Annotated in this window: 22 protein-coding genes; 10 read left to right on the top strand and 12 right to left on the bottom strand. The window is 55.7% G+C overall.

The annotated features are described in order from the left end of the window. Nucleotides 1-29: 29 nt before the first annotated feature. The 3 genes from D9980_RS17195 to D9980_RS17185 all read left to right on the top strand — a co-directional run bounded on the left by D9980_RS17195 (nucleotide 30) and on the right by D9980_RS17185 (nucleotide 3,417). Nucleotides 30-1,331, top strand: a complete 1,302-nt coding sequence (locus tag D9980_RS17195) for an FAD-binding oxidoreductase (RefSeq protein ID WP_021806964.1) — start codon at nucleotides 30-32, stop codon at nucleotides 1,329-1,331. Nucleotides 1,332-1,537: 206 nt separating this feature from the next. Beyond that, nucleotides 1,538-1,903 (top strand): cupin domain-containing protein, encoded by a 366-nt coding sequence (locus tag D9980_RS17190; RefSeq protein WP_021806963.1) that lies wholly within the window; start codon nucleotides 1,538-1,540, stop codon nucleotides 1,901-1,903. A 20-nt stretch (nucleotides 1,904-1,923) separates the two neighbouring features. Continuing rightward, nucleotides 1,924-3,417, top strand: a complete 1,494-nt coding sequence (locus tag D9980_RS17185; protein WP_121607937.1) for an aldehyde dehydrogenase family protein — start codon at nucleotides 1,924-1,926, stop codon at nucleotides 3,415-3,417. Nucleotides 3,418-3,490: 73 nt separating this feature from the next. On the opposite strand, the gene npr is transcribed toward D9980_RS17185, so the two are convergent. The 11 genes from npr to D9980_RS17130 form a co-directional block, all read right to left on the bottom strand. Further along, nucleotides 3,491-3,763 carry a PTS phosphocarrier protein NPr gene (gene npr / locus D9980_RS17180; protein ID WP_121607936.1) on the bottom strand — a complete coding sequence of 91 codons (273 nt, stop codon included), beginning with the start codon at nucleotides 3,761-3,763 and terminating at the stop codon, nucleotides 3,491-3,493. Continuing rightward, nucleotides 3,760-4,617 carry an RNase adapter RapZ gene (gene rapZ / locus D9980_RS17175; protein ID WP_021180704.1) on the bottom strand — a complete coding sequence of 286 codons (858 nt, stop codon included), beginning with the start codon at nucleotides 4,615-4,617 and terminating at the stop codon, nucleotides 3,760-3,762. The genes npr and rapZ overlap by 4 nt, the downstream gene beginning before the upstream one ends. A 129-nt stretch (nucleotides 4,618-4,746) precedes the next feature. Then, on the bottom strand, nucleotides 4,747-5,208 hold the full coding sequence (gene ptsN / locus D9980_RS17170) for a PTS IIA-like nitrogen regulatory protein PtsN (protein WP_024483720.1): 462 nt from the start codon (nucleotides 5,206-5,208) through the stop codon (nucleotides 4,747-4,749). Nucleotides 5,209-5,426: 218 nt separating this feature from the next. Then, nucleotides 5,427-5,714 (bottom strand): ribosome hibernation promoting factor, encoded by a 288-nt coding sequence (hpf, locus tag D9980_RS17165; protein WP_024483719.1) that lies wholly within the window; start codon nucleotides 5,712-5,714, stop codon nucleotides 5,427-5,429. A 23-nt stretch (nucleotides 5,715-5,737) separates the two neighbouring features. Further along, nucleotides 5,738-7,174 carry an RNA polymerase factor sigma-54 gene (gene rpoN / locus D9980_RS17160; protein ID WP_021180701.1) on the bottom strand — a complete coding sequence of 479 codons (1,437 nt, stop codon included), beginning with the start codon at nucleotides 7,172-7,174 and terminating at the stop codon, nucleotides 5,738-5,740. Nucleotides 7,175-7,224: 50 nt separating this feature from the next. Continuing rightward, nucleotides 7,225-7,950, bottom strand: a complete 726-nt coding sequence (gene lptB / locus D9980_RS17155) for an LPS export ABC transporter ATP-binding protein (RefSeq protein WP_021806959.1) — start codon at nucleotides 7,948-7,950, stop codon at nucleotides 7,225-7,227. A 6-nt stretch (nucleotides 7,951-7,956) separates the two neighbouring features. Further along, nucleotides 7,957-8,496, bottom strand: coding sequence for a lipopolysaccharide ABC transporter substrate-binding protein LptA (gene lptA / locus D9980_RS17150; RefSeq protein ID WP_021180699.1), 540 nt, complete (start codon nucleotides 8,494-8,496; stop codon nucleotides 7,957-7,959). Continuing rightward, nucleotides 8,465-9,043: an LPS export ABC transporter periplasmic protein LptC gene (lptC, locus tag D9980_RS17145; RefSeq protein ID WP_121607935.1), complete on the bottom strand. Its 579-nt coding sequence runs from the start codon at nucleotides 9,041-9,043 to the stop codon at nucleotides 8,465-8,467. Before lptC ends, lptA begins: the two co-directional genes overlap by 32 nt. Next, a complete protein-coding gene (kdsC, locus tag D9980_RS17140) occupies nucleotides 9,040-9,594 on the bottom strand; it encodes a 3-deoxy-manno-octulosonate-8-phosphatase KdsC (protein WP_024483713.1) in 555 nt (184 codons plus the stop codon). Before kdsC ends, lptC begins: the two co-directional genes overlap by 4 nt. 17 nt (nucleotides 9,595-9,611) lie before the next feature. Continuing rightward, complete coding sequence (gene kdsD, locus D9980_RS17135) at nucleotides 9,612-10,598, bottom strand: arabinose-5-phosphate isomerase KdsD (protein WP_121607934.1); 987 nt, start codon at nucleotides 10,596-10,598, stop codon at nucleotides 9,612-9,614. Nucleotides 10,599-10,613: 15 nt separating this feature from the next. Further along, nucleotides 10,614-11,591, bottom strand: coding sequence for a calcium/sodium antiporter (locus tag D9980_RS17130; RefSeq protein ID WP_021806956.1), 978 nt, complete (start codon nucleotides 11,589-11,591; stop codon nucleotides 10,614-10,616). Between the two features lie 381 nt (nucleotides 11,592-11,972). On the opposite strand from D9980_RS17130, the gene mlaF reads away from it, so the two are divergent. The 7 genes from mlaF (at nucleotide 11,973) to murA (ending at nucleotide 16,797) form a co-directional block, all read left to right on the top strand. Beyond that, a complete protein-coding gene (gene mlaF / locus D9980_RS17125; RefSeq protein ID WP_024483711.1) occupies nucleotides 11,973-12,788 on the top strand; it encodes a phospholipid ABC transporter ATP-binding protein MlaF in 816 nt (271 codons plus the stop codon). A gap of 4 nt (nucleotides 12,789-12,792) precedes the next feature. After that, the gene (gene mlaE, locus D9980_RS17120) at nucleotides 12,793-13,575 is read left to right on the top strand and encodes a lipid asymmetry maintenance ABC transporter permease subunit MlaE (RefSeq protein ID WP_021806955.1); all 783 of its coding nucleotides are present in this window, start codon (nucleotides 12,793-12,795) and stop codon (nucleotides 13,573-13,575) included. A 4-nt stretch (nucleotides 13,576-13,579) separates the two neighbouring features. After that, a complete protein-coding gene (gene mlaD / locus D9980_RS17115) occupies nucleotides 13,580-14,128 on the top strand; it encodes an outer membrane lipid asymmetry maintenance protein MlaD (protein ID WP_121607933.1) in 549 nt (182 codons plus the stop codon). Between the two features lie 14 nt (nucleotides 14,129-14,142). Further along, nucleotides 14,143-14,772, top strand: a complete 630-nt coding sequence (mlaC, locus tag D9980_RS17110; protein ID WP_021180691.1) for a phospholipid-binding protein MlaC — start codon at nucleotides 14,143-14,145, stop codon at nucleotides 14,770-14,772. Then, nucleotides 14,772-15,074, top strand: coding sequence for a lipid asymmetry maintenance protein MlaB (mlaB, locus tag D9980_RS17105; protein WP_121607932.1), 303 nt, complete (start codon nucleotides 14,772-14,774; stop codon nucleotides 15,072-15,074). Before mlaC ends, mlaB begins: the two co-directional genes overlap by 1 nt. Nucleotides 15,075-15,229: 155 nt before the next feature. Beyond that, nucleotides 15,230-15,484 carry a BolA family iron metabolism protein IbaG gene (gene ibaG, locus D9980_RS17100; RefSeq protein ID WP_021180689.1) on the top strand — a complete coding sequence of 85 codons (255 nt, stop codon included), beginning with the start codon at nucleotides 15,230-15,232 and terminating at the stop codon, nucleotides 15,482-15,484. Nucleotides 15,485-15,537: 53 nt separating this feature from the next. Continuing rightward, nucleotides 15,538-16,797 (top strand): UDP-N-acetylglucosamine 1-carboxyvinyltransferase, encoded by a 1,260-nt coding sequence (murA, locus tag D9980_RS17095; protein ID WP_021180688.1) that lies wholly within the window; start codon nucleotides 15,538-15,540, stop codon nucleotides 16,795-16,797. A 57-nt stretch (nucleotides 16,798-16,854) separates the two neighbouring features. On the opposite strand, the gene degS is transcribed toward murA, so the two are convergent. After that, nucleotides 16,855-17,913 (bottom strand): outer membrane-stress sensor serine endopeptidase DegS, encoded by a 1,059-nt coding sequence (degS, locus tag D9980_RS17090; RefSeq protein ID WP_065684740.1) that lies wholly within the window; start codon nucleotides 17,911-17,913, stop codon nucleotides 16,855-16,857. Nucleotides 17,914-17,992 lie beyond the last annotated feature (79 nt).

Here is a 17,992-nt window from a genome sequence, read left to right as displayed (position 1 = left end):
CTAAGGCAATGGGTAAAGGGAGTGCAGCAATGAATAATCAAATCGAATCGTTAACCTACTACGCGGCGACCAAGAAATACGATCTGCGCTTCCCCACGCTGGAAGAGGATCTGGATGTTGACGTGGTGATCATCGGCGGTGGCTTCTCCGGCATTAATACGGCGCTGGAACTGGCGGAAAAAGGCATCACCAATATCGCTATTCTGGAGGGCCGTCATCTGGGCTACGGCGGGACGGGCCGCAACGGTGGCCAGGTGATGGCCGGGATCGGCCACGATCTGGAGAAGATCAAACGCCACGTTGGCCCGGCAGGGTTAGAAACCATCTTCAAGATCAGCAACCTTGGTGCCGGGATTATCCGCGAGCGGATTAAAAAGTACGCCATCGACGCCGATTTCTGCTTTGGCTATGGCTACCTCGGCAGCAACGCCAGGCAGGAAAAGACCCTGCGTTCCTGGCTGAAAGAATTCAAAGCGGTCTCACCGGATGAAGAGATCGAGCTCTATACCGGCTCCGAAGTGAAACAGGTGGTGGGGTCTGATGCTTATACCTGTGCGTTGAAACACATGGGAGGTGGCCACGTTCATTCGCTCAACCTGCTGTTGGGGGAGGCGCAGGCGCTGAGTGGTTACGGGGTGAAAATCTTCGAAAACAGCAACGTGCTGAATGTGGAATATGGCCCGCGTATTACCGTGCGCACCGCTATGGGATCGGTACGCGCCAACAAGATGCTGTGGGCATGCAACGGCTTCCTCAACGGCATGGATCCCTTTATCTACAAAAAGACCATCAATACCTACGCCTTCCAGTTGGCGACAGAACCGCTGTCTGACGAGCTGATCCGCCAGATCAGCCCGATCCGTGGGGCTTACAGCGATATCCGGCCGGTGATCGACTATTACCGCGTCACCAACGAGAACCGCCTGTTGTTCGGTAGCGCCACCCGGCTGGTCGAATATATCCCTTCAGACCTGAAGGCCTGGAACCGCAATCTGATGCTGAAAGTGTTCCCGTATCTGAAGGACGTGAAGATCGACCTGGCCTGGGGCGGGCCGCTGTGTTGCAGCGCCAACCTGTTCCCGCAGATTGGCACTCTGCCGCAGCACGATAACGTGTTTTACGTGCAGGGCTATTCCGGCTTTGGGGTGACGCCGAGCCATATCGTTTGCAAGGTGTTGGCGGAAGGAATGAGTGAGGGATCCGATCGTTATGACCTGATGAGCTCGATCCCGCACGTGGATATTTTTGGCAAAGACAAGCTGCGCCGTGTGATGACCACCGCGGGCAAGGTTTGGCACCAGACTTCCGGCTACTGGAAGGGGCGTCGTTAGTCTGTGCCCCTCACCCCAGCCCTCTCCCACAGGGAGAGGGAGCTGAACGGAGCGCGTGGTTGGCTCGTACAGCTTCGGAAAGTAGGGATTAACAGGAAAGGCAGGGTATTACGCTGAAATATCAACAAACTCGATCGGTCCCCTCTCCCTGTGGGAGAGGGTTAGGGTGAGGGGTAATTCTTACCACTAATCTAAAAGGAAAAACCATGAAACCATTACTGCTTAAGCAAGCGCTACCAGAACTGCAACAGATTGGCAGCGTCAGCAACCTGGGGGCCACGGTGGTTGCCGGTGAACCCAACGTCGGCGTGGCAATGATTTTTGGCGCGCCAACGGACAACCTGAACTGCGGTGTCTTCAGCTGCACCCGTGGCACCTTCGTGATGGAATACCCGTTTGCGGAACATGCCACGGTGTGGGAAGGCACGGCAACGCTGACCAATGAGAACACCGGCGAGTCGGTAAAGTATCAGGCCGGGGATTCCTGGTTTGTTGAGAAGGGCACCCCGGTACGCTGGGAAATCACCTCGGATCGTTTTGTGAAGCACTATCTGGCGATTGTCGAAGGCTAACCCGCAAGGAGGGCGATACGATGACGGATATTACATTGTTGCCACAGGTCACGGCCTTTCTGGAACGCCAGCAGGGCCATTACATTCATGGGCAACCCCTAGCCGGGGCAGGAGTAGAACGGTTTGCGGTGGTTAACCCGGCAACCGGGCTGGCTATCGCGCAGGTGAATGAAGGCGGCCAGGCTGAAGTCGATGCGGCAATGCAGGCGGCCTTTGACGCTTTCCACGGTAGTTGGGCACAGGTTTCGCCATTGGAGCGTGGTAACTGCCTGACGCGCCTGGCCGATCTGTTGCAAACCCATCGTGAGGAACTGGCGCAGCTGGAAAGCCTGTGTTCCGGCAAAACCATTCAGCTGTCTCGCGGGCTGGAAATCGATATGGCCTCGCAGTTCCTGCGCTACTTTGCCGGTTGGTCGAGCAAAATCAGCGGGGAAACGCTGAACGTTTCGTTGCCTTCCTTCCAGGGCGAGCAATACAGCGCATTTACCCGGCGTGAGCCGTTGGGTGTCGTGGTCGGTATCATTCCGTGGAACTTCTCGATCATGATCGCCATCTGGAAACTGGCTGCGGCGCTCACTTGCGGCTGTACGGTGGTGCTCAAGCCAAGTGAATACACGCCGCTAACCATGCTGCGGGTGGCCGAGCTGGCAACGCAAGCGGGCATCCCGGCAGGTGCCCTCAACGTGATCAATGGTTCAGGCGCACGTCTTGGCCCTATGCTTATCGCCCATCCGCGTTGCGCCAAAGTGACCTTCACCGGCTCGGTGCCTACCGGGATCGCGGTGGGGAAAGCGGCGATGGAGCAAGGGATTGTGCGTACCACGCTGGAACTGGGGGGTAAGAATGCCGCCGCGTTTCTGGCGGACGTCTCGGTCGACAAAATGGTCGACGGGATTATCGAGGCGGGCTACCTGAATCAGGGCCAGATCTGTGCCGCAGCAGAGCGTTTCTACCTGCCTGCCAGCCATATCGATGAGGTACTGGCAAAGCTGACGCAGCGCTTGGCGGCCATGAAGGTAGGCTCACCGCTGGATGAGAGCACGGAAGTGGGGCCGCTGGCCAACGAGGCACATTACCGCAAGGTACTGGCGCTGTTTGACAAGGCACGGGCTGATGGCAGCCAGATCGTCTGCGGCGGTCAGGCGTTGGCAGGTCCTGGCTTCTTTGTTGCGCCGACGGCGATCCGCGCTAACGGGCCGCATGATGCGTTAATGCGTGAGGAGACCTTTGGTCCGGTGGGCACTTTCCTGGCCTATGAGGATGAAGAGCAGATGATCGCCATGATCAACGATTCGCCTTATGGCCTGGCCGCTAGCCTGTGGACTAACGATCTCAGCAAGGCGATGCGCATGATCCCGCGGATTGAAGTAGGTACCTTGTGGATCAACATGCACACCTTCCTCGATCCGGCGTTGCCGTTCGGTGGGGTCAAATCGTCGGGGATGGGTAGAGAGTTCGGCAGCGCGTTTATCGAACATTATACCGAGTTGAAATCGGTGATGGTGAGGTATTGATAGCTAGGCGGACGGAGCATACAGCTAGACGGGCGCAGCATGCGGCGCCCCTACAAGATTTGTCGTCGGGTGATTAGTCTTCGTCGAAGCCTGAATTAAACAGCTCAATCACCGCTGCCAGTGCCTGTACTTCCTCCGGCCCGGTAGCTTCAATTTCGATCTGGCGGCCCTGGGCGGAATCCAGCATCAGCAGCGCAATCACGCTGCTGGCTTCCGCTTCGGTGCCGCTGTCATTACGCAGCAGCACTTCGGCGTCAAAACTCTGCACCAGCTCAAACAGCTTCATTGCCGGGCGGGCGTGCATGCCCAGCTTGTTCTTGATCTCAACCGTCTGCTTGACCGTCATTGTTGTTTACGCTTTTCCAGTGTGCGGTGACGTGATTGCACATTTTTGCCGCGTGAACGGAAATAATCCGCCAACTGTTCAGCCACGTACACCGAACGGTGCTTACCGCCGGTACAGCCAATGGCGACGGTCAGATAGCTGCGGTTGTTGGTCTCCAGCATCGGCAGCCACTGTTCCAGATAGCTACGGGTCTGGTAGATGAAGTTGTGCACTTCGGTGTGGCGATCGAGGAACGAGGCCACGGGCTTGTCCAGGCCGGTCATCGGGCGCAGTTTAGGATCCCAGTGCGGGTTGGGCAGGAAGCGTACGTCGAACACGTAATCGGCATCGATAGGAATGCCGTGCTTGAAGCCGAAGGATTCGAACACCATCGTCAGCTCGCGTTCGCGTTTGCCCAACAGACGGGTACGCAGCATTTCCGCCAACTCGTGCACCGACATTTCCGAGGTATCGATAATCAGATCGGCACGGGAACGCAGTGGCTCAAGCAGATCGCTTTCTTCATCGATCGCGCTTTCCAGCGACAGGTTCTTGGCAGAGAGAGGATGTAGGCGACGGGTGTCGCTGTAGCGGCGGATCAGGGTGTTGCGATCGGCATCAAGGAACAGCAGCTGCGGCGTGAAGCTCTCCGGCAGCTGGGTCATTGCATATTCAAACACTTCCGGCGATTCCGGCATGTTACGGACGTCGATGCTTACCGCAGCGGAGCTATTACGTTCGGCCAGCGTCTGGGCCAGCTGTGGCAACAACACCACGGGCAGGTTATCAACGCAGTAAAAACCCATGTCTTCCAACGCCCGCAAGGCGACGGATTTCCCCGAACCGGAACGGCCGCTGACAATCATCAGCACCATGTGGTAACTCCCCTGGCATCTCAATGGCGCTCATCGCCACCGTTAGGATCTATTATCCGGGCCACGGCCCGGATATATCGTAAGTAAAACAGTAGCGTTTTCATGGCGGAAAGTCACGCCAGCCGCTGGTTACTCGGTGATGATCTGATACAGCTCTTCGTCGCTCAGCGCTGCGCGCAGGCGGCGGCACACGGTTTTGTCGGCCAGCCGTTTGGCAACCAGCGACAGCGTATGCAAGTGAGTTTTACATTGATCGGCCGGTACCAGCAAGGCGAACAGCAGATCGACCGGTTGATTATCAATGGCATCAAAGGCGATAGGTTGCTCAAGGCGGATAAACACGCCAACGGCCCGCAAAGTGTCCTCTTCCAGTTTGCCGTGTGGGATCGCGATACCGTTGCCGATACCGGTACTGCCCATACGTTCCCGGGTGAGTACTGCGTCAAACACCACCTGCGAAGGTAGGTTAAGCTGCTTGGCCGCCAGCTCGCTGATAATTTCCAAAGCCCGTTTCTTGCTGGTGCAGTGTACCGAGCTTCTGGTGCACTCGATGTTTAACACCGAGCTTAATTGCATTATTTCGTTGTTCATCTCATCTTCACTTAAAACCGCGTCCTGTCGCTTTATTGCAAGCCTGCTTTACCATTGGAAAGTAGGCTTGCGCTGATAACCTTCATGAAACGGTTTTTCGCCTGTTTAACCCTGATGGCTTATCGGCGCATACCTATACAGGTGCTGCGCCGAGGGTTGCCGTGTAGCCAATGCGACTACGATGTGGGCTATTACGCATTGCATAACGGCCCAGAATGTCAGTGTTGCTTTAGTTTGTCTTTATGTTTGTTCAATTGACGCGCCAGTTTGTCGATCAGACAGTCAATTGCGGCATACATATCTTCTTTTTCCGAGGTGGCGTGCAACTCGCCCCCATTCACATGCACCGTTGCTTCCGCAATCTGCTGCACTTTTTCCACACTGAGTACGACATATACCTGGTTAATGCGGTCAAAATACTGCTCGAGTTTGGCAAACTTGGTGTTGACGAACTCACGCATTGGTTCGGTGATTTCGACGTGGTGTCCGGTAATGTTGAGCTGCATAATGTCTTCCTTCTCTATAGAGGTCAAACCAACTGTTTACGCTGGTTGGACGGCGGGATGGACAAAGACTCTCGGTACTTGGCAACGGTGCGCCGCGCCACCATGATCCCCTGATCGGAAAGCATCGTGGTCAGCTTGCTGTCGCTAAGCGGTTTGGCAGGGTTTTCCGCCGCGATCAATTTCTTCACTAACGCCCGGATCGCCGTAGAGGAGGCTTCGCCACCGCTGTCGGTATTCACATGGCTGGAGAAGAAATACTTCAATTCGAAAATACCACGCGGGCTGTGCAGGAACTTCTGCGTCGTCACGCGTGAGATTGTCGATTCATGCATTTCCACGGCCTGAGCGATATCCGCCAGCACCATGGGTTTCATAAATTCTGCACCCTGTTCAAAGAACGCCTCCTGCTGTTCGACAATACAGCGGGTCACCTTGAGCAGCGTGTCGTTCCGGCTTTCCAGGCTCTTGATCAGCCACTTTGCTTCCTGCAAATTGCTGCGGATATACTGGCCGTCGGCATCGTTGCGCACCGTGTTGCCGAGTGCCGCATATTGCTGATTGATTTTCAGCCGTGGGATGCTGTCTGCATTAAGCTCTACTACCCACTTATCTTGCACCTTGCGCACCAGCACGTCCGGGATCACATACTCGGATTCACCGGTATTGATCGACTGCCCAGGGCGCGGATCGAGCGAGTGGATCAACACCATCGCTTCTTTCAGTGTATCTTCTTTTAAGCGAGTTGTTCGCATCAGGCTGCGAAAGTCGTGGTTGGCCAGCAAATCCAGATGCTCGCTGACGATCAGGCGGGCTTCCGCCAGATAGGGCGTGTCTTTGGCGTACTGGGAAAGCTGGATCAACAGGCAATCACGCAGATCGCGCGCCGCGACGCCGACCGGATCAAAACGCTGTACGCGTTTCAATACCGCTTCGACCTCGTCCATCGTCACATTATCGTCACCCATACTCTCCAGAATATCTTCCAGCGGTACGGTGAGATAGCCGGTGTCATCAACGGCGTCGACGATCGAGGTGGCGATGGCGGCATCGGTGTCAGAGAACGGCGTCAGATCCACTTGCCACATCAGGTAGTCCTGCAGCGTTTGCGTGGTTTCGCCCTGGTAGACCGGAAGTTCATCATCGCCATAGTCGGTACCGGTGCCGGAAGGGGTACCCGCGGTATAGATCTCATCCCAGGTAGCATCCAGAGGCAGCTCTTCGGGCATGTCCTTCTGTTCCAGCGCTTCGCGGGTGTCTAGCCCTTCGGTCTCGACGCTTTCTTTGGTGTCGATCTCTTCGTGCTGATCTTCGGTCTGTTCAAGCAGCGGGTTGCTCTCTAGTGCCAGTTGGATCTCCTGCTGGAGCTCAAGCGTGGACAGCTGCAACAGGCGGATCGCCTGCTGAAGTTGGGGGGTCATGGCCAGTTGCTGGCTGAGCCTGAGTTGCAAACCTTGCTTCATAATCTTCTGCTACTTCCGTTAACGGCGGCCTGTTGGCCTGCCGCTGGAACCTACAGGCGGAACTCTTCGCCCAGATAAACGCGTTTCACCTGCTCATCGGCCAGGATGGCGTCCGGCGTGCCGTGGGCAATCAGCTTGCCCTGGCTGACGATATAGGCACGTTCGCACACGTCCAGCGTCTCGCGCACGTTATGATCGGTGATCAGCACGCCAAGGCCGCTGTCGCGCAGGTGCTCGATGATTTTCTTGATATCGATAACGGAAATCGGGTCAACCCCGGCGAAAGGTTCATCCAGCAGGATAAATTTCGGGTTGGCGGCCAACGCACGGGCAATCTCCACGCGGCGGCGTTCACCACCGGAAAGCGATTGGCCCAGGTTGTCACGCAGGTGGGAGATATGAAACTCTTCCAGCAGCTCGATGGCCCGATCGTTGCGTTGTTCACTAGTGAGATCGTTGCGGATCTCCAGCACTGCCATCAGGTTGTCGTAAACACTCAGGCGGCGGAAGATAGAGGCTTCCTGCGGCAGGTAGCCGATACCGCGGCGTGCGCGGGCGTGCAGCGGCAGGATACTGATATCTTCGTCATCGATCACGATGCGCCCGGCGTCGCGTTGAACGATGCCAACCACCATGTAGAAAGTGGTGGTCTTACCGGCACCGTTTGGCCCCAGCAGGCCAACGATCTCGCCAGATTTCACTTTCAGGCTCACGTCTTCAACGACTTTGCGGCCTTTGTAGGCTTTCGCCAGGTTTTCTGCGATGAGTGTTGCCATAAGTAATTAGTTACTCTTCTTTTGACCGTTTTTGTCTTGCAACTGTGATGGCACCAGAACCGTGGTCACGCGTTTGCCTTTATCGCTGAACGCCTGCATCTGCTGCTGTGGCACCAGATAGGTAATACGGTCGCCCTTCACGTTGCTATCGAGCTGTTCCAGATAGGCGTTGCCGGTGAGGGTGATCAGCTGCGGCGCGACGTCGTAACGAACTTTCTGCGCATGGCCTTTCACCGGCTTGCCGTTGTCCTGCATCTGGTAGAAGGTTACCGGATTGCCGAACGCTTCAATATAGGTTTTGTTCTGATCGCCACCCGGGCGTGTGACCACGACCTTGTCGGCCTTGATCTCGATGGTGCCCTGCTTGATCACCACGTTGTCGGTAAAGGTGCTGACGTTGCTCTGCATATCCAGCGACTGTTTCAGCGAGTCGATACTTACCGGTTGGTCAGAGTCGGATTTCAACGCCAATGCGGGGGAGCTGGCGGTCAAAACGAGGCTGACGATCAACAGATTACGGAGTTGGCTTTTGGTTCTGAATTTCATAGTTGGTCTTGACCTTATCAATCAGCTCAGCGGTTTTGTTCCGCAGATTGCCACGCATTTTCATGCCGTTAGAGGTGAAATTCGTGCCGAACAGGGTTACTTCATCATCGGAAGAAACATCCTGGGTGACCAGATTAATCTGGGCATTATCGGTTTTAATTTTTTCCAGCTGTGAGGTGGTTGTCAAACTGTTCACCTCTACGTGGCCGTACAGATACAGCATGCGGTTTTTGGTCAGCTTGGCGCGATCGGCGCGTATTGACCAGGTGGCCACGGCATGCTCATCAAACAGCGTCATCACCGGCTGGGTGAACCAGCTTAACTCATCGGCGGTGTAATATTTAACCTCTTCTGCCACCAGCTTGTAGCTTAGCTGCCCGGCCGGATTGTATACCACGGTCACGGTATGCTGGCTCTGATAGGTCGGGTCTTGGTTATTGACCGGTACCGAATTGCCGTCATCGCTGAAATCGGCCATGTTCCAGCCAATCAGCGCCAGCGCGATCACGGTCAGCAAGATGGTGATCCAAAGTTTGGTTTTACTCATATTGACAGCCCTTTGGCGTCCTCCAGCTTGTTTTGCGCCAGCAGGATCAGGTCGCACAGCTCACGCACCGCACCACGGCCACCGTTGATTCGGGTGACATAATGGGCACGAGGTAACAATAATGGATGCGCATCGGCCACCGCGACGGCCAGACCGACTTCGGCCATGACCGGCCAGTCGATCAGATCGTCGCCGATGTAGGCGATTTCATCTGGCATCAGGGACAGTTTATCCAACAGTTCACGGAAGGCCAAAAGCTTATCGGACTGCCCTTGATACAGATGGGTGATATCCAACGTTTTTGCCCGGTCTTCCAACAGCTTGGCCGAACGCCCGGTGATGATGGCCACCTCGATACCCGAGGTTTTCAGGCAGCGGATGCCATAGCCGTCACGGACGTTGAAGGCTTTCAGCTCTTCACCGTTATTACCCATGTAGATCAGGCCGTCTGACAGCACGCCGTCGACATCACAAATCAACAGGCGGATTTTCCCGGCGCGGGCCATGACTTCTTCAGCTACCGGCCCGTAACAGGTTTCAACCAGACTCATGCAGTGGGTTCCTTTCATTAAACGACGCCAGCGCGCAGCATGTCATGCATATGTACCACACCCAGCAATTGGTCGCCATCGGCAACCAGCACGGCGGTGATATGGCGTTGCTGCATCAGATTGAGCGCATCGACTGCCAGCAGGTTCGGGCGTACCCGGATACCGCCCAGCGTCATGACGTCGGTGATGTTGGCATTATTCAGATCGATGCCCATATCGAACACCCGGCGTAAGTCACCGTCGGTAAAAATACCGGCGATTTTCATCAGATCGTCGCAGATCACCGTCATGCCCAGGTTTTTACGGGTGATCTCCAGCAGCGCGTCGCGCAGAGAGGCTTCGGGGCTGACGTGCGGAATTTCATCGCCGCTGTGCATGATATCACTAACGCGCAGCAGCAGGCGGCGGCCCAATGCTCCACCAGGGTGAGACAGGGCGAAATCTTCCGGGGTAAAGCCCCGGGCTTTCAACAGCGCTACGGCTAACGCATCGCCCATGACCAAGGTGGCGGTGGTGCTGGTGGTAGGAGCCAGACCCAGCGGGCAAGCCTCCTGCGGTACCTTGATGCACAGATGCACATCTGCCGCCTTGCCCATCGAGCTTTCCGGGTTGTTGGTCATGCAAATCAGTGGGATCTGCTGGCGTTTCAACACCGGGATCAGCGCCAGAATTTCGTTCGACTCACCGGAGTTGGAGATCGCCAGCACGATGTCCTGCGCCGATACCATGCCCAGATCGCCGTGGCTGGCTTCAGCAGGATGCACGAAGAACGCCGGGGTTCCGGTACTGGCCAGCGTGGCGGCAATTTTGCAGCCGATATGGCCGGATTTACCCATGCCCATGACCACGACTTTACCGCAGCATCCGGCGATCGCTTCACATGCCCGGGTAAAATCTGCATTGATGTACTGATCGAGCTGGGCCAGGCCATCACGCTCAATCTGAAGCACTTCTTTGCCGGCCTGCTGAAAGTCAAAGCCCGGTTGCAACTGGATAGATGACATACTCATTCTCAACTGTTAGCCGAACGTACTGAAAGGGTTAAAGAACAGCACTGCAAGATACGCAATAAAGCCACATAATAACAGAGCTCCCGCCAGATGACCGATACGATGTTTGCGGCCAATACACAGCGCGGCAAGCAGGATACCGGCCGCCAGCATCACCCAGTAATCGCGCTGGAAGGCGGCGGGATCGATACTGCCCGGTGATAGCAGGGCAGGGACACCCAGTACGATCACCGTGTTAAAAATCGTCGAGCCGATGATATTCCCTACCGCCATATCATCTTCGCCTTTTAGTGCTCCGGCGATCGAGGTGGCCAATTCGGGCAGGCTGGTGCCGATGGCGATAATCGTCAGGCCAACCACCAGTTCACTCAGGCCAAAGTAGTGGGCAATCACTGAAGCGTTGTCGATGATCATCCTTGATGACAGCGGCAGAATAATGAAGGCCAGCACCAGCCAGAGAATGGCTACCGTGTTGCTGCTGTCCTGCGGCAGTTCGGCGAGTTGCTCCACCGTCAGGCTGTCGTTGCCTTCACGTTGCGCCAGCCTGGCGATTTTCAGCATCAGCAGAATAAAACCGGTGGCGGCCAACAGCAGCAGCACGCCATCGAACCGGCTCAGGGTGTTATCCATCAGCACGTAGCCGCACAGCAGGATAACCCCCAGCATCAGCGGCAGTTCACGCCGTAACACTTCGGAGCGAACCGACAGCGGATGGATCAGGGCTGCCACCCCCAGGATCAGTAAAATATTGGTGATGTTGGAGCCAATCACGTTACCCACCGCCAGGTTGGTCTGCCCATTGAGGGCGGCGGTGACCGACACGATCAATTCTGGCAACGAAGTGCCTATACCGACTATCGTCATGCCGATAATCAACGGGGGAACCCCCAGCGAACGGCTAATCACCGCCGCACCATAAACTAATCTATCCGCCCCATACACCAGTAAAAATAAACCAACGATCAACAGCACTATCGCGAGAAACATTCAGGGTCCTATATTGGGGTATTATCCCGGTTCGTTGGTTAAAGGCCATCATCGGCCAGCTTGCACACCCCTCGTTGCACACAACAACGAATTTTCCCGGTAAAAGATCGAACCATAAGACTGCGACTCATCCTGATGAACTGGCTTTGTAGGGGCGCCGCATGCTGCGCCCTCAGAAACATTCTCAGTTTGTCATCAGTCAGACTTTATTTTTTTGCGTTATTTCCTAATTTTGACCGTCTGGAGCCTAAAAGTAAAACCTATGGCATCATTGGTAGCGCATTGAGGGTAAGTTTCGGTAAAAATAAGACGTATCGCCCCCTATTGCTTTACCATCACGGATGATTTGGCAAAAAAATAGCCTGTACAGGATCAATAAACATGCACCAGAAGGCAGATAATCTGGTCGAAGTGCGCGGCATGAGCTTCTCTCGCGGCGATCGGCTGATATTCGAAGACATCAACCTGACGGTTCCCCGTGGCAAAGTGACGGCCATCATGGGGCCGTCCGGCATTGGTAAAACCACGCTGTTACGCCTGATTGGTGGCCAGTTGACCCCGGACAGCGGCGAGATCTGGTTTGATGGGGACAACATCCCGGCGCTGTCGCGCCATCAGTTGTATGAGTCACGCAAGAAGATGAGCATGCTGTTTCAGTCGGGAGCGCTGTTTACCGATCTGACGGTATTTGAGAACGTGGCTTACCCGCTGCGTGAGCACAGCCGCCTGCCGGAGCCGATCCTGCGCAGCACGGTGCTGATGAAGCTGGAAGCCGTAGGGCTTCGTGGTGCGGCAGATCTGATGCCGAACGAACTTTCTGGCGGCATGGCGCGGCGAGCTGCCTTGGCGCGTGCTATCGCGTTGGATCCGACATTGATCATGTTCGACGAACCCTTCGTTGGCCAGGATCCGATCACCATGGGCGTGCTGGTCAAGCTGATCGATGAGCTGAATAACGCGCTCGGGATCACCTGCATCGTGGTATCCCATGATGTGCCAGAAGTCTTGAGTATCGCGGATTACGCCTATATTGTGGCGGATCACCATGTGATTGCCGAAGGCTCGGCAGCGCAATTACAGAACAATCCTGATGCACGAGTGCGTCAGTTTCTGGATGGTATTGCCGATGGGCCGGTACCATTCCGTTACCCGGCCGGTGATTATCAGACAGAGCTTTTAGGGGAAGGGAGTAAATAACCTCATGTTTTTAAAGGCGTTAGCGTCGTTAGGACGCCGTGGCATCAACACCAGCGCAGCCTTTGGACGCGCCGGGCTGATGCTGTTCCACGCGCTGATCGGGCGCCCGGAGCCGCGTAAACAATGGCCGCTGCTGCTCAAACAGCTACACAGCGTGGGCGTGCAGTCGCTGCTGATCATCATGGTTTCCGGCTTGTTTATCGGCATGGTGTTGGGGTTGCAAGGTTATATCGTCCTCACCACCTACAGTGCCGAGGCGAGCCTGGGCATGATGGTGGCGTTGTCATTACTGCGTGAGCTGGGGCCGGTAGTGACCGCTCTGCTGTTCGCTGGCCGCGCCGGTTCAGCTCTGACGGCCGAAATCGGTCTGATGAAGGCCACCGAGCAGCTCTCCAGCCTGGAAATGATGGCGATCGATCCGCTGCGGCGTATCGTTGCCCCACGTTTCTGGGCCGGTCTTATTAGCATGCCGCTGCTGACGATTATTTTCGTGGCCATCGGTATCTGGGGCGGCGCGATTGTCGGCGTGGACTGGAAAGGCATCGACAGCGGTTTCTTCTGGTCGGCGATGCAAGGGGCCGTTGAATGGCGTCAGGATTTACTTAACTGCCTGATCAAGAGCGTGGTGTTTGCCATTACCGTTAGCTGGATTGCGATCTTCAATGGTTATGATGCCGTACCGACCTCTGAAGGGATTAGTCAGGCAACGACAAGGACCGTGGTACATTCGTCACTGGCGGTGTTGGGATTGGATTTCGTGCTGACTGCACTGATGTTTGGGAATTGATTTGATGCAAACGAAGAAGAGTGAAATCTGGGTTGGGGCGTTTATGCTGATTGCGCTGTGCGCCATCATCTTCCTCTGCCTCCAGGTGGCCAATATTAAATCGATCGGTAATGAACCGACTTACCGTATCTACGCCACCTTCGATAATATCGGTGGTTTGAAAGCGCGTTCACCAGTGAAGATTGGTGGTGTGATGATTGGCCGGGTTGCGGCTATCTCGCTCGACCCGAAGACCTACACACCACGCGTGGCGCTGGATATCCAGCAACAATACAACCAGATCCCGGACACCAGCTCGCTGGCGATCCGCACCTCAGGGCTGCTGGGTGAACAGTATCTGGCGTTGAACGTCGGTTTTGAAGATCCCGAGATGGGCACGACTATCCTTAAGGATGGTGGGACCATTCAGGACACCAAATCAGCCATGGTGCTGGAAGACTTGATCGGCCAGTTCCTCTACAAGAGCGGTGGTCAGGATAGCCCGAATTCACCGGATGGCTCCGCTGCAGCTCCGGCACCGGATGCCGCTGCGCATTCCGCTACAACTCACTAATCGAGGAAACCTGCATGTTTAAACGTTTTTTAATGGTTGCCCTGCTGGTGGTTGCACCGCTAGCTAATGCGGTCGATCAGACTAACCCATACAGCCTGATGCAAGACGCTGCGCAGAAAACCTTCACCCGCCTGAAAAGTGAGCAGCCAAAAATCAAGCAGGATCCTAACTACCTGCGCACCATCGTGCATGAAGAGCTGATGCCGTTCGTGCAGGTGAAATATGCCGGTGCGTTGGTGCTGGGCCGTTACTACAAAGACGCCACGCCAGCCCAGCGTGAAGCTTACTTCACTGCCTTCCAAGCCTATCTGGAGCAGGCGTATGGTCAGGCGTTAGCCATGTACCAGGGCCAGACCTATCAGATCGAACCGGAACAGCCGCTAGGCAATGCCGATATCATCGCGATCCGCGTGACCATCATCGATAAAGGGGGCCGCCCACCGGTGCGTCTGGATTTCCAATGGCGCAAGAACAGCAAAACCGGCCACTGGCAGGCGTATGACATGATTGCCGAAGGCGTCAGCATGATCACCACCAAGCAGAATGAGTGGGCATCGACTCTGCGCCTCAAAGGCGTAGACGGTTTGACCCAGCAGCTGCAAGCGGCCGCCAAACAGCCGATCACCCTGGATCAGAAAAACTGATGGCCGCAGCGCTGAGCTGGGTATCACAACAGCAAACGCTGGTGCTGAGCGGCGAGCTGGATCGTGAGACGTTATTGCCGCTGTGGCAGCAACGTGAGACGCTGTTGGCAGATAAAACCGTGATTGATGTCGCTCAACTGCAGCGCGTGGACTCTTCCGGTCTGGCCCTGCTGCTGCATTTACGTGAGCAACGGAACCAGCAGGGAATCGAGATAAAAATTTCCGGCATCACCGATCGGCTGCAAACGCTGATCACGCTCTACAATTTGTCAGCAATAATGCCTGTCGAAACCGCTAGTTAGCCACATTTATGGCTGTTCGACCGGGAAAAATCAGTTAAAGGCCCCTGTTGCTCAGGGGCTTTTTCTTTGGTTTAAGAAAGCGGCGGATTCCACTAAGATAGACGCCAAGAAGTCGCCCCGGGTGACTATGATCCTTCGATGCAGAATTGGATACTATGGAAAATAGCGAAATTAAAGACGTGCTGATGAAGGCGTTGGCACTGGAAGAAGCGCATGTGACCGGCGATGGCAGCCATTTTCAGGTGATCGCCGTGGGTGAACTGTTCGCCACCATGAGCCGAGTCAAGAAACAGCAAGCCGTCTATGCGCCGCTGATGGAATACATCGCGGACAACCGCATTCATGCTTTGTCGATCAAGGCATATACCCCAGAAGAGTGGCAGCGGGATCGCAAACTCAACGGATTTTAAGGCTGTTTGCCCGGCGGGCAGGCAGCTCAGAACAGATAACAGAGAGTAGTTAAATGGATAAATTTCGTGTGCATGGCCGGACCCGTCTTAGCGGTGAAGTGACCATTTCCGGGGCGAAAAACGCCGCCCTGCCGATCCTGTTTGCCGCCTTGCTGGCGGAAGAGCCTGTCGAACTGCAAAACGTCCCGAAGCTGAAGGACATTGACACCACCATCAAACTGCTCAGCCAGTTGGGTACCAAGATCGAGCGTAATGGCTCGGTCTATGTTGATGCCAGTGGCGTGAACGAGTTTTGTGCTCCCTACGATCTGGTGAAAACCATGCGTGCCTCCATTTGGGCATTGGGGCCACTGGTAGCGCGCTTTGGCCGTGGCCAGGTATCACTGCCAGGTGGTTGTGCCATTGGCGCACGTCCGGTTGACCTGCACATTACCGGCCTGGAGCAACTGGGTGCGGAAATCAAACTGGAAGAGGGCTACGTCAAGGCCTCTGTGGAAGGGCGCCTGAAGGGCGCACATATCGTGATGGATAAGGTCAGCGTAGGCGCGACAGTCACCATCATGAGTGCTGCAACCCTGGCGACTGGCACCACCATCATCGAGAACGCGGCACGTGAGCCGGAAATTGTCGATACCGCCAACTTCCTTAACACGCTGGGTGCCAAAATCAGCGGCGCGGGCACGGACAGGATCACCATCGAAGGCGTTGAGCGCCTGGGTGGCGGGGTTTACCGTGTGCTGCCAGACCGTATCGAAACCGGTACCTTCCTGGTTGCCGCTGCCGTTTCCGGTGGCAAGGTGCTGTGCCGTAATACCCGTCCAGATACGCTGGATGCGGTGTTGGCCAAACTGCGTGAAGCAGGGGCCGATATCGAAGTCGGTGAAGACTGGATCAGCCTGGACATGCATGGCAAACGCCCGAAAGCGGTAACCCTGCGTACAGCTCCACACCCTGGTTTCCCAACCGATATGCAGGCGCAGTTCAGCCTGTTAAACCTGGTAGCTGAAGGGACCGGTGTGATCACTGAGACGATCTTCGAAAACCGCTTTATGCACGTGCCTGAGCTGATCCGTATGGGTGCACACGCAGAAATCGAGAGCAACACCGTGATTTGCCACGGCGTAGAGCAGCTTTCTGGTGCACAGGTGATGGCGACCGATCTGCGAGCCTCTGCCAGCCTGGTATTGGCGGGTTGTATTGCCGAAGGCGTAACGGTGGTAGATCGTATTTATCACATCGATCGTGGCTACGAGCGCATCGAAGACAAACTGCGTGCGCTGGGTGCCAATATCGAACGTGTGAAAGGCGAGTAATCGAGAATTTTAGCCTGTTTGTGCGAATAAAGCCCGGCTTGCCGGGCTTTTTGCTGACTAATTATTATCCTCCGGGAACTCCCCCACCGCCATATGCAGCGTAATGCGTTGCCCATCGCGTAGCACCACCACCGGGATCTCCGTCCCTGGGCGGATCTCCGCCACCTGATCCATCGTCTCCAATACCGACACCGCCGGTTTGTTATCGACGTTAATGATGATGTCATTAATACGGAACCCCGCATTGGCGGCCGGGCCGTTAGGGGTAATTTCGGTCACGATGATCCCCTGCAGGCGATCGATGCCGGTCGCCGAGGTGCGCACCGGGATAATTTCTTTGCCCTGAATACCAAAGTAGCCGCGGATCACCCGGCCATCACGGATCAGCTTATCCATGATCTTGGTTGCCAGCTCTACCGGGATGGCAAAGCCAAGACCCTCTGGCGTTTCACCATCAGTGATCTTGTCGTAGGTCAGCGTGTTGATGCCCATCAGCTCACCCAGGGAGTTAACCAGCGCACCGCCGGAGTTACCTCGGTTGATTGAAGCATCGGTTTGCAGGAAGGTTTGCCGCCCGGTGGTGCTCAGGCTGATACGCCCGGTGGCGCTGATAATGCCCTGGGTAACGGTTTGCCCAAGGTTGTATGGGTTACCGATCGCCAGCGCTACATCACCTATGCGAGCGGGGCGTGCGGTATTGATTGGGATCACTGGCAAGTTGCCCGGATCGATTTTCAACACGGCCAGGTCGGTCAGGCTATCGGAACCGACCAATAACGCCTCATAGCGACGGCCATCTTGCAGTACGGCGGTGATCTGCTGGGCGTCTTTGATCACGTGGCGGTTGGTAATGATGTAGCCGCGATCGTTCATGATCACACCGGAGCCCAGGGAGAGCACGTTGGTCGCGCCGCTGATGTTGCGGTTGTAGATGTTGACGACGGCAGGGGCAGCCCGGCGCACGCCGGTGTTATAGCTGGCCGGCGTTTGATCGCTGGTATTCTCAGATTTGCTGGCGAATATGTTATTGGCGGAACGCAATACAGGCAGGGCGGCCAGCAGTATACCGGCAACGACCAAACCAATAACAATAGAACGCAAGAGCTTAGCAAACATAGAGTTTTAGTTAGTGTTGGGGAAGATGAACGGAGGATAGCACGAGTTAACCGGGCGCAGTATGCTGGCGCGCCCGGTT

The organism is Serratia sp. 3ACOL1 (assembly GCF_003668775.1).
GTDB classification, from domain to species: Bacteria; Pseudomonadota; Gammaproteobacteria; order Enterobacterales; family Enterobacteriaceae; genus Chania; species Chania fonticola.
This window is presented reverse-complemented; position numbering and strand designations above follow the sequence as displayed.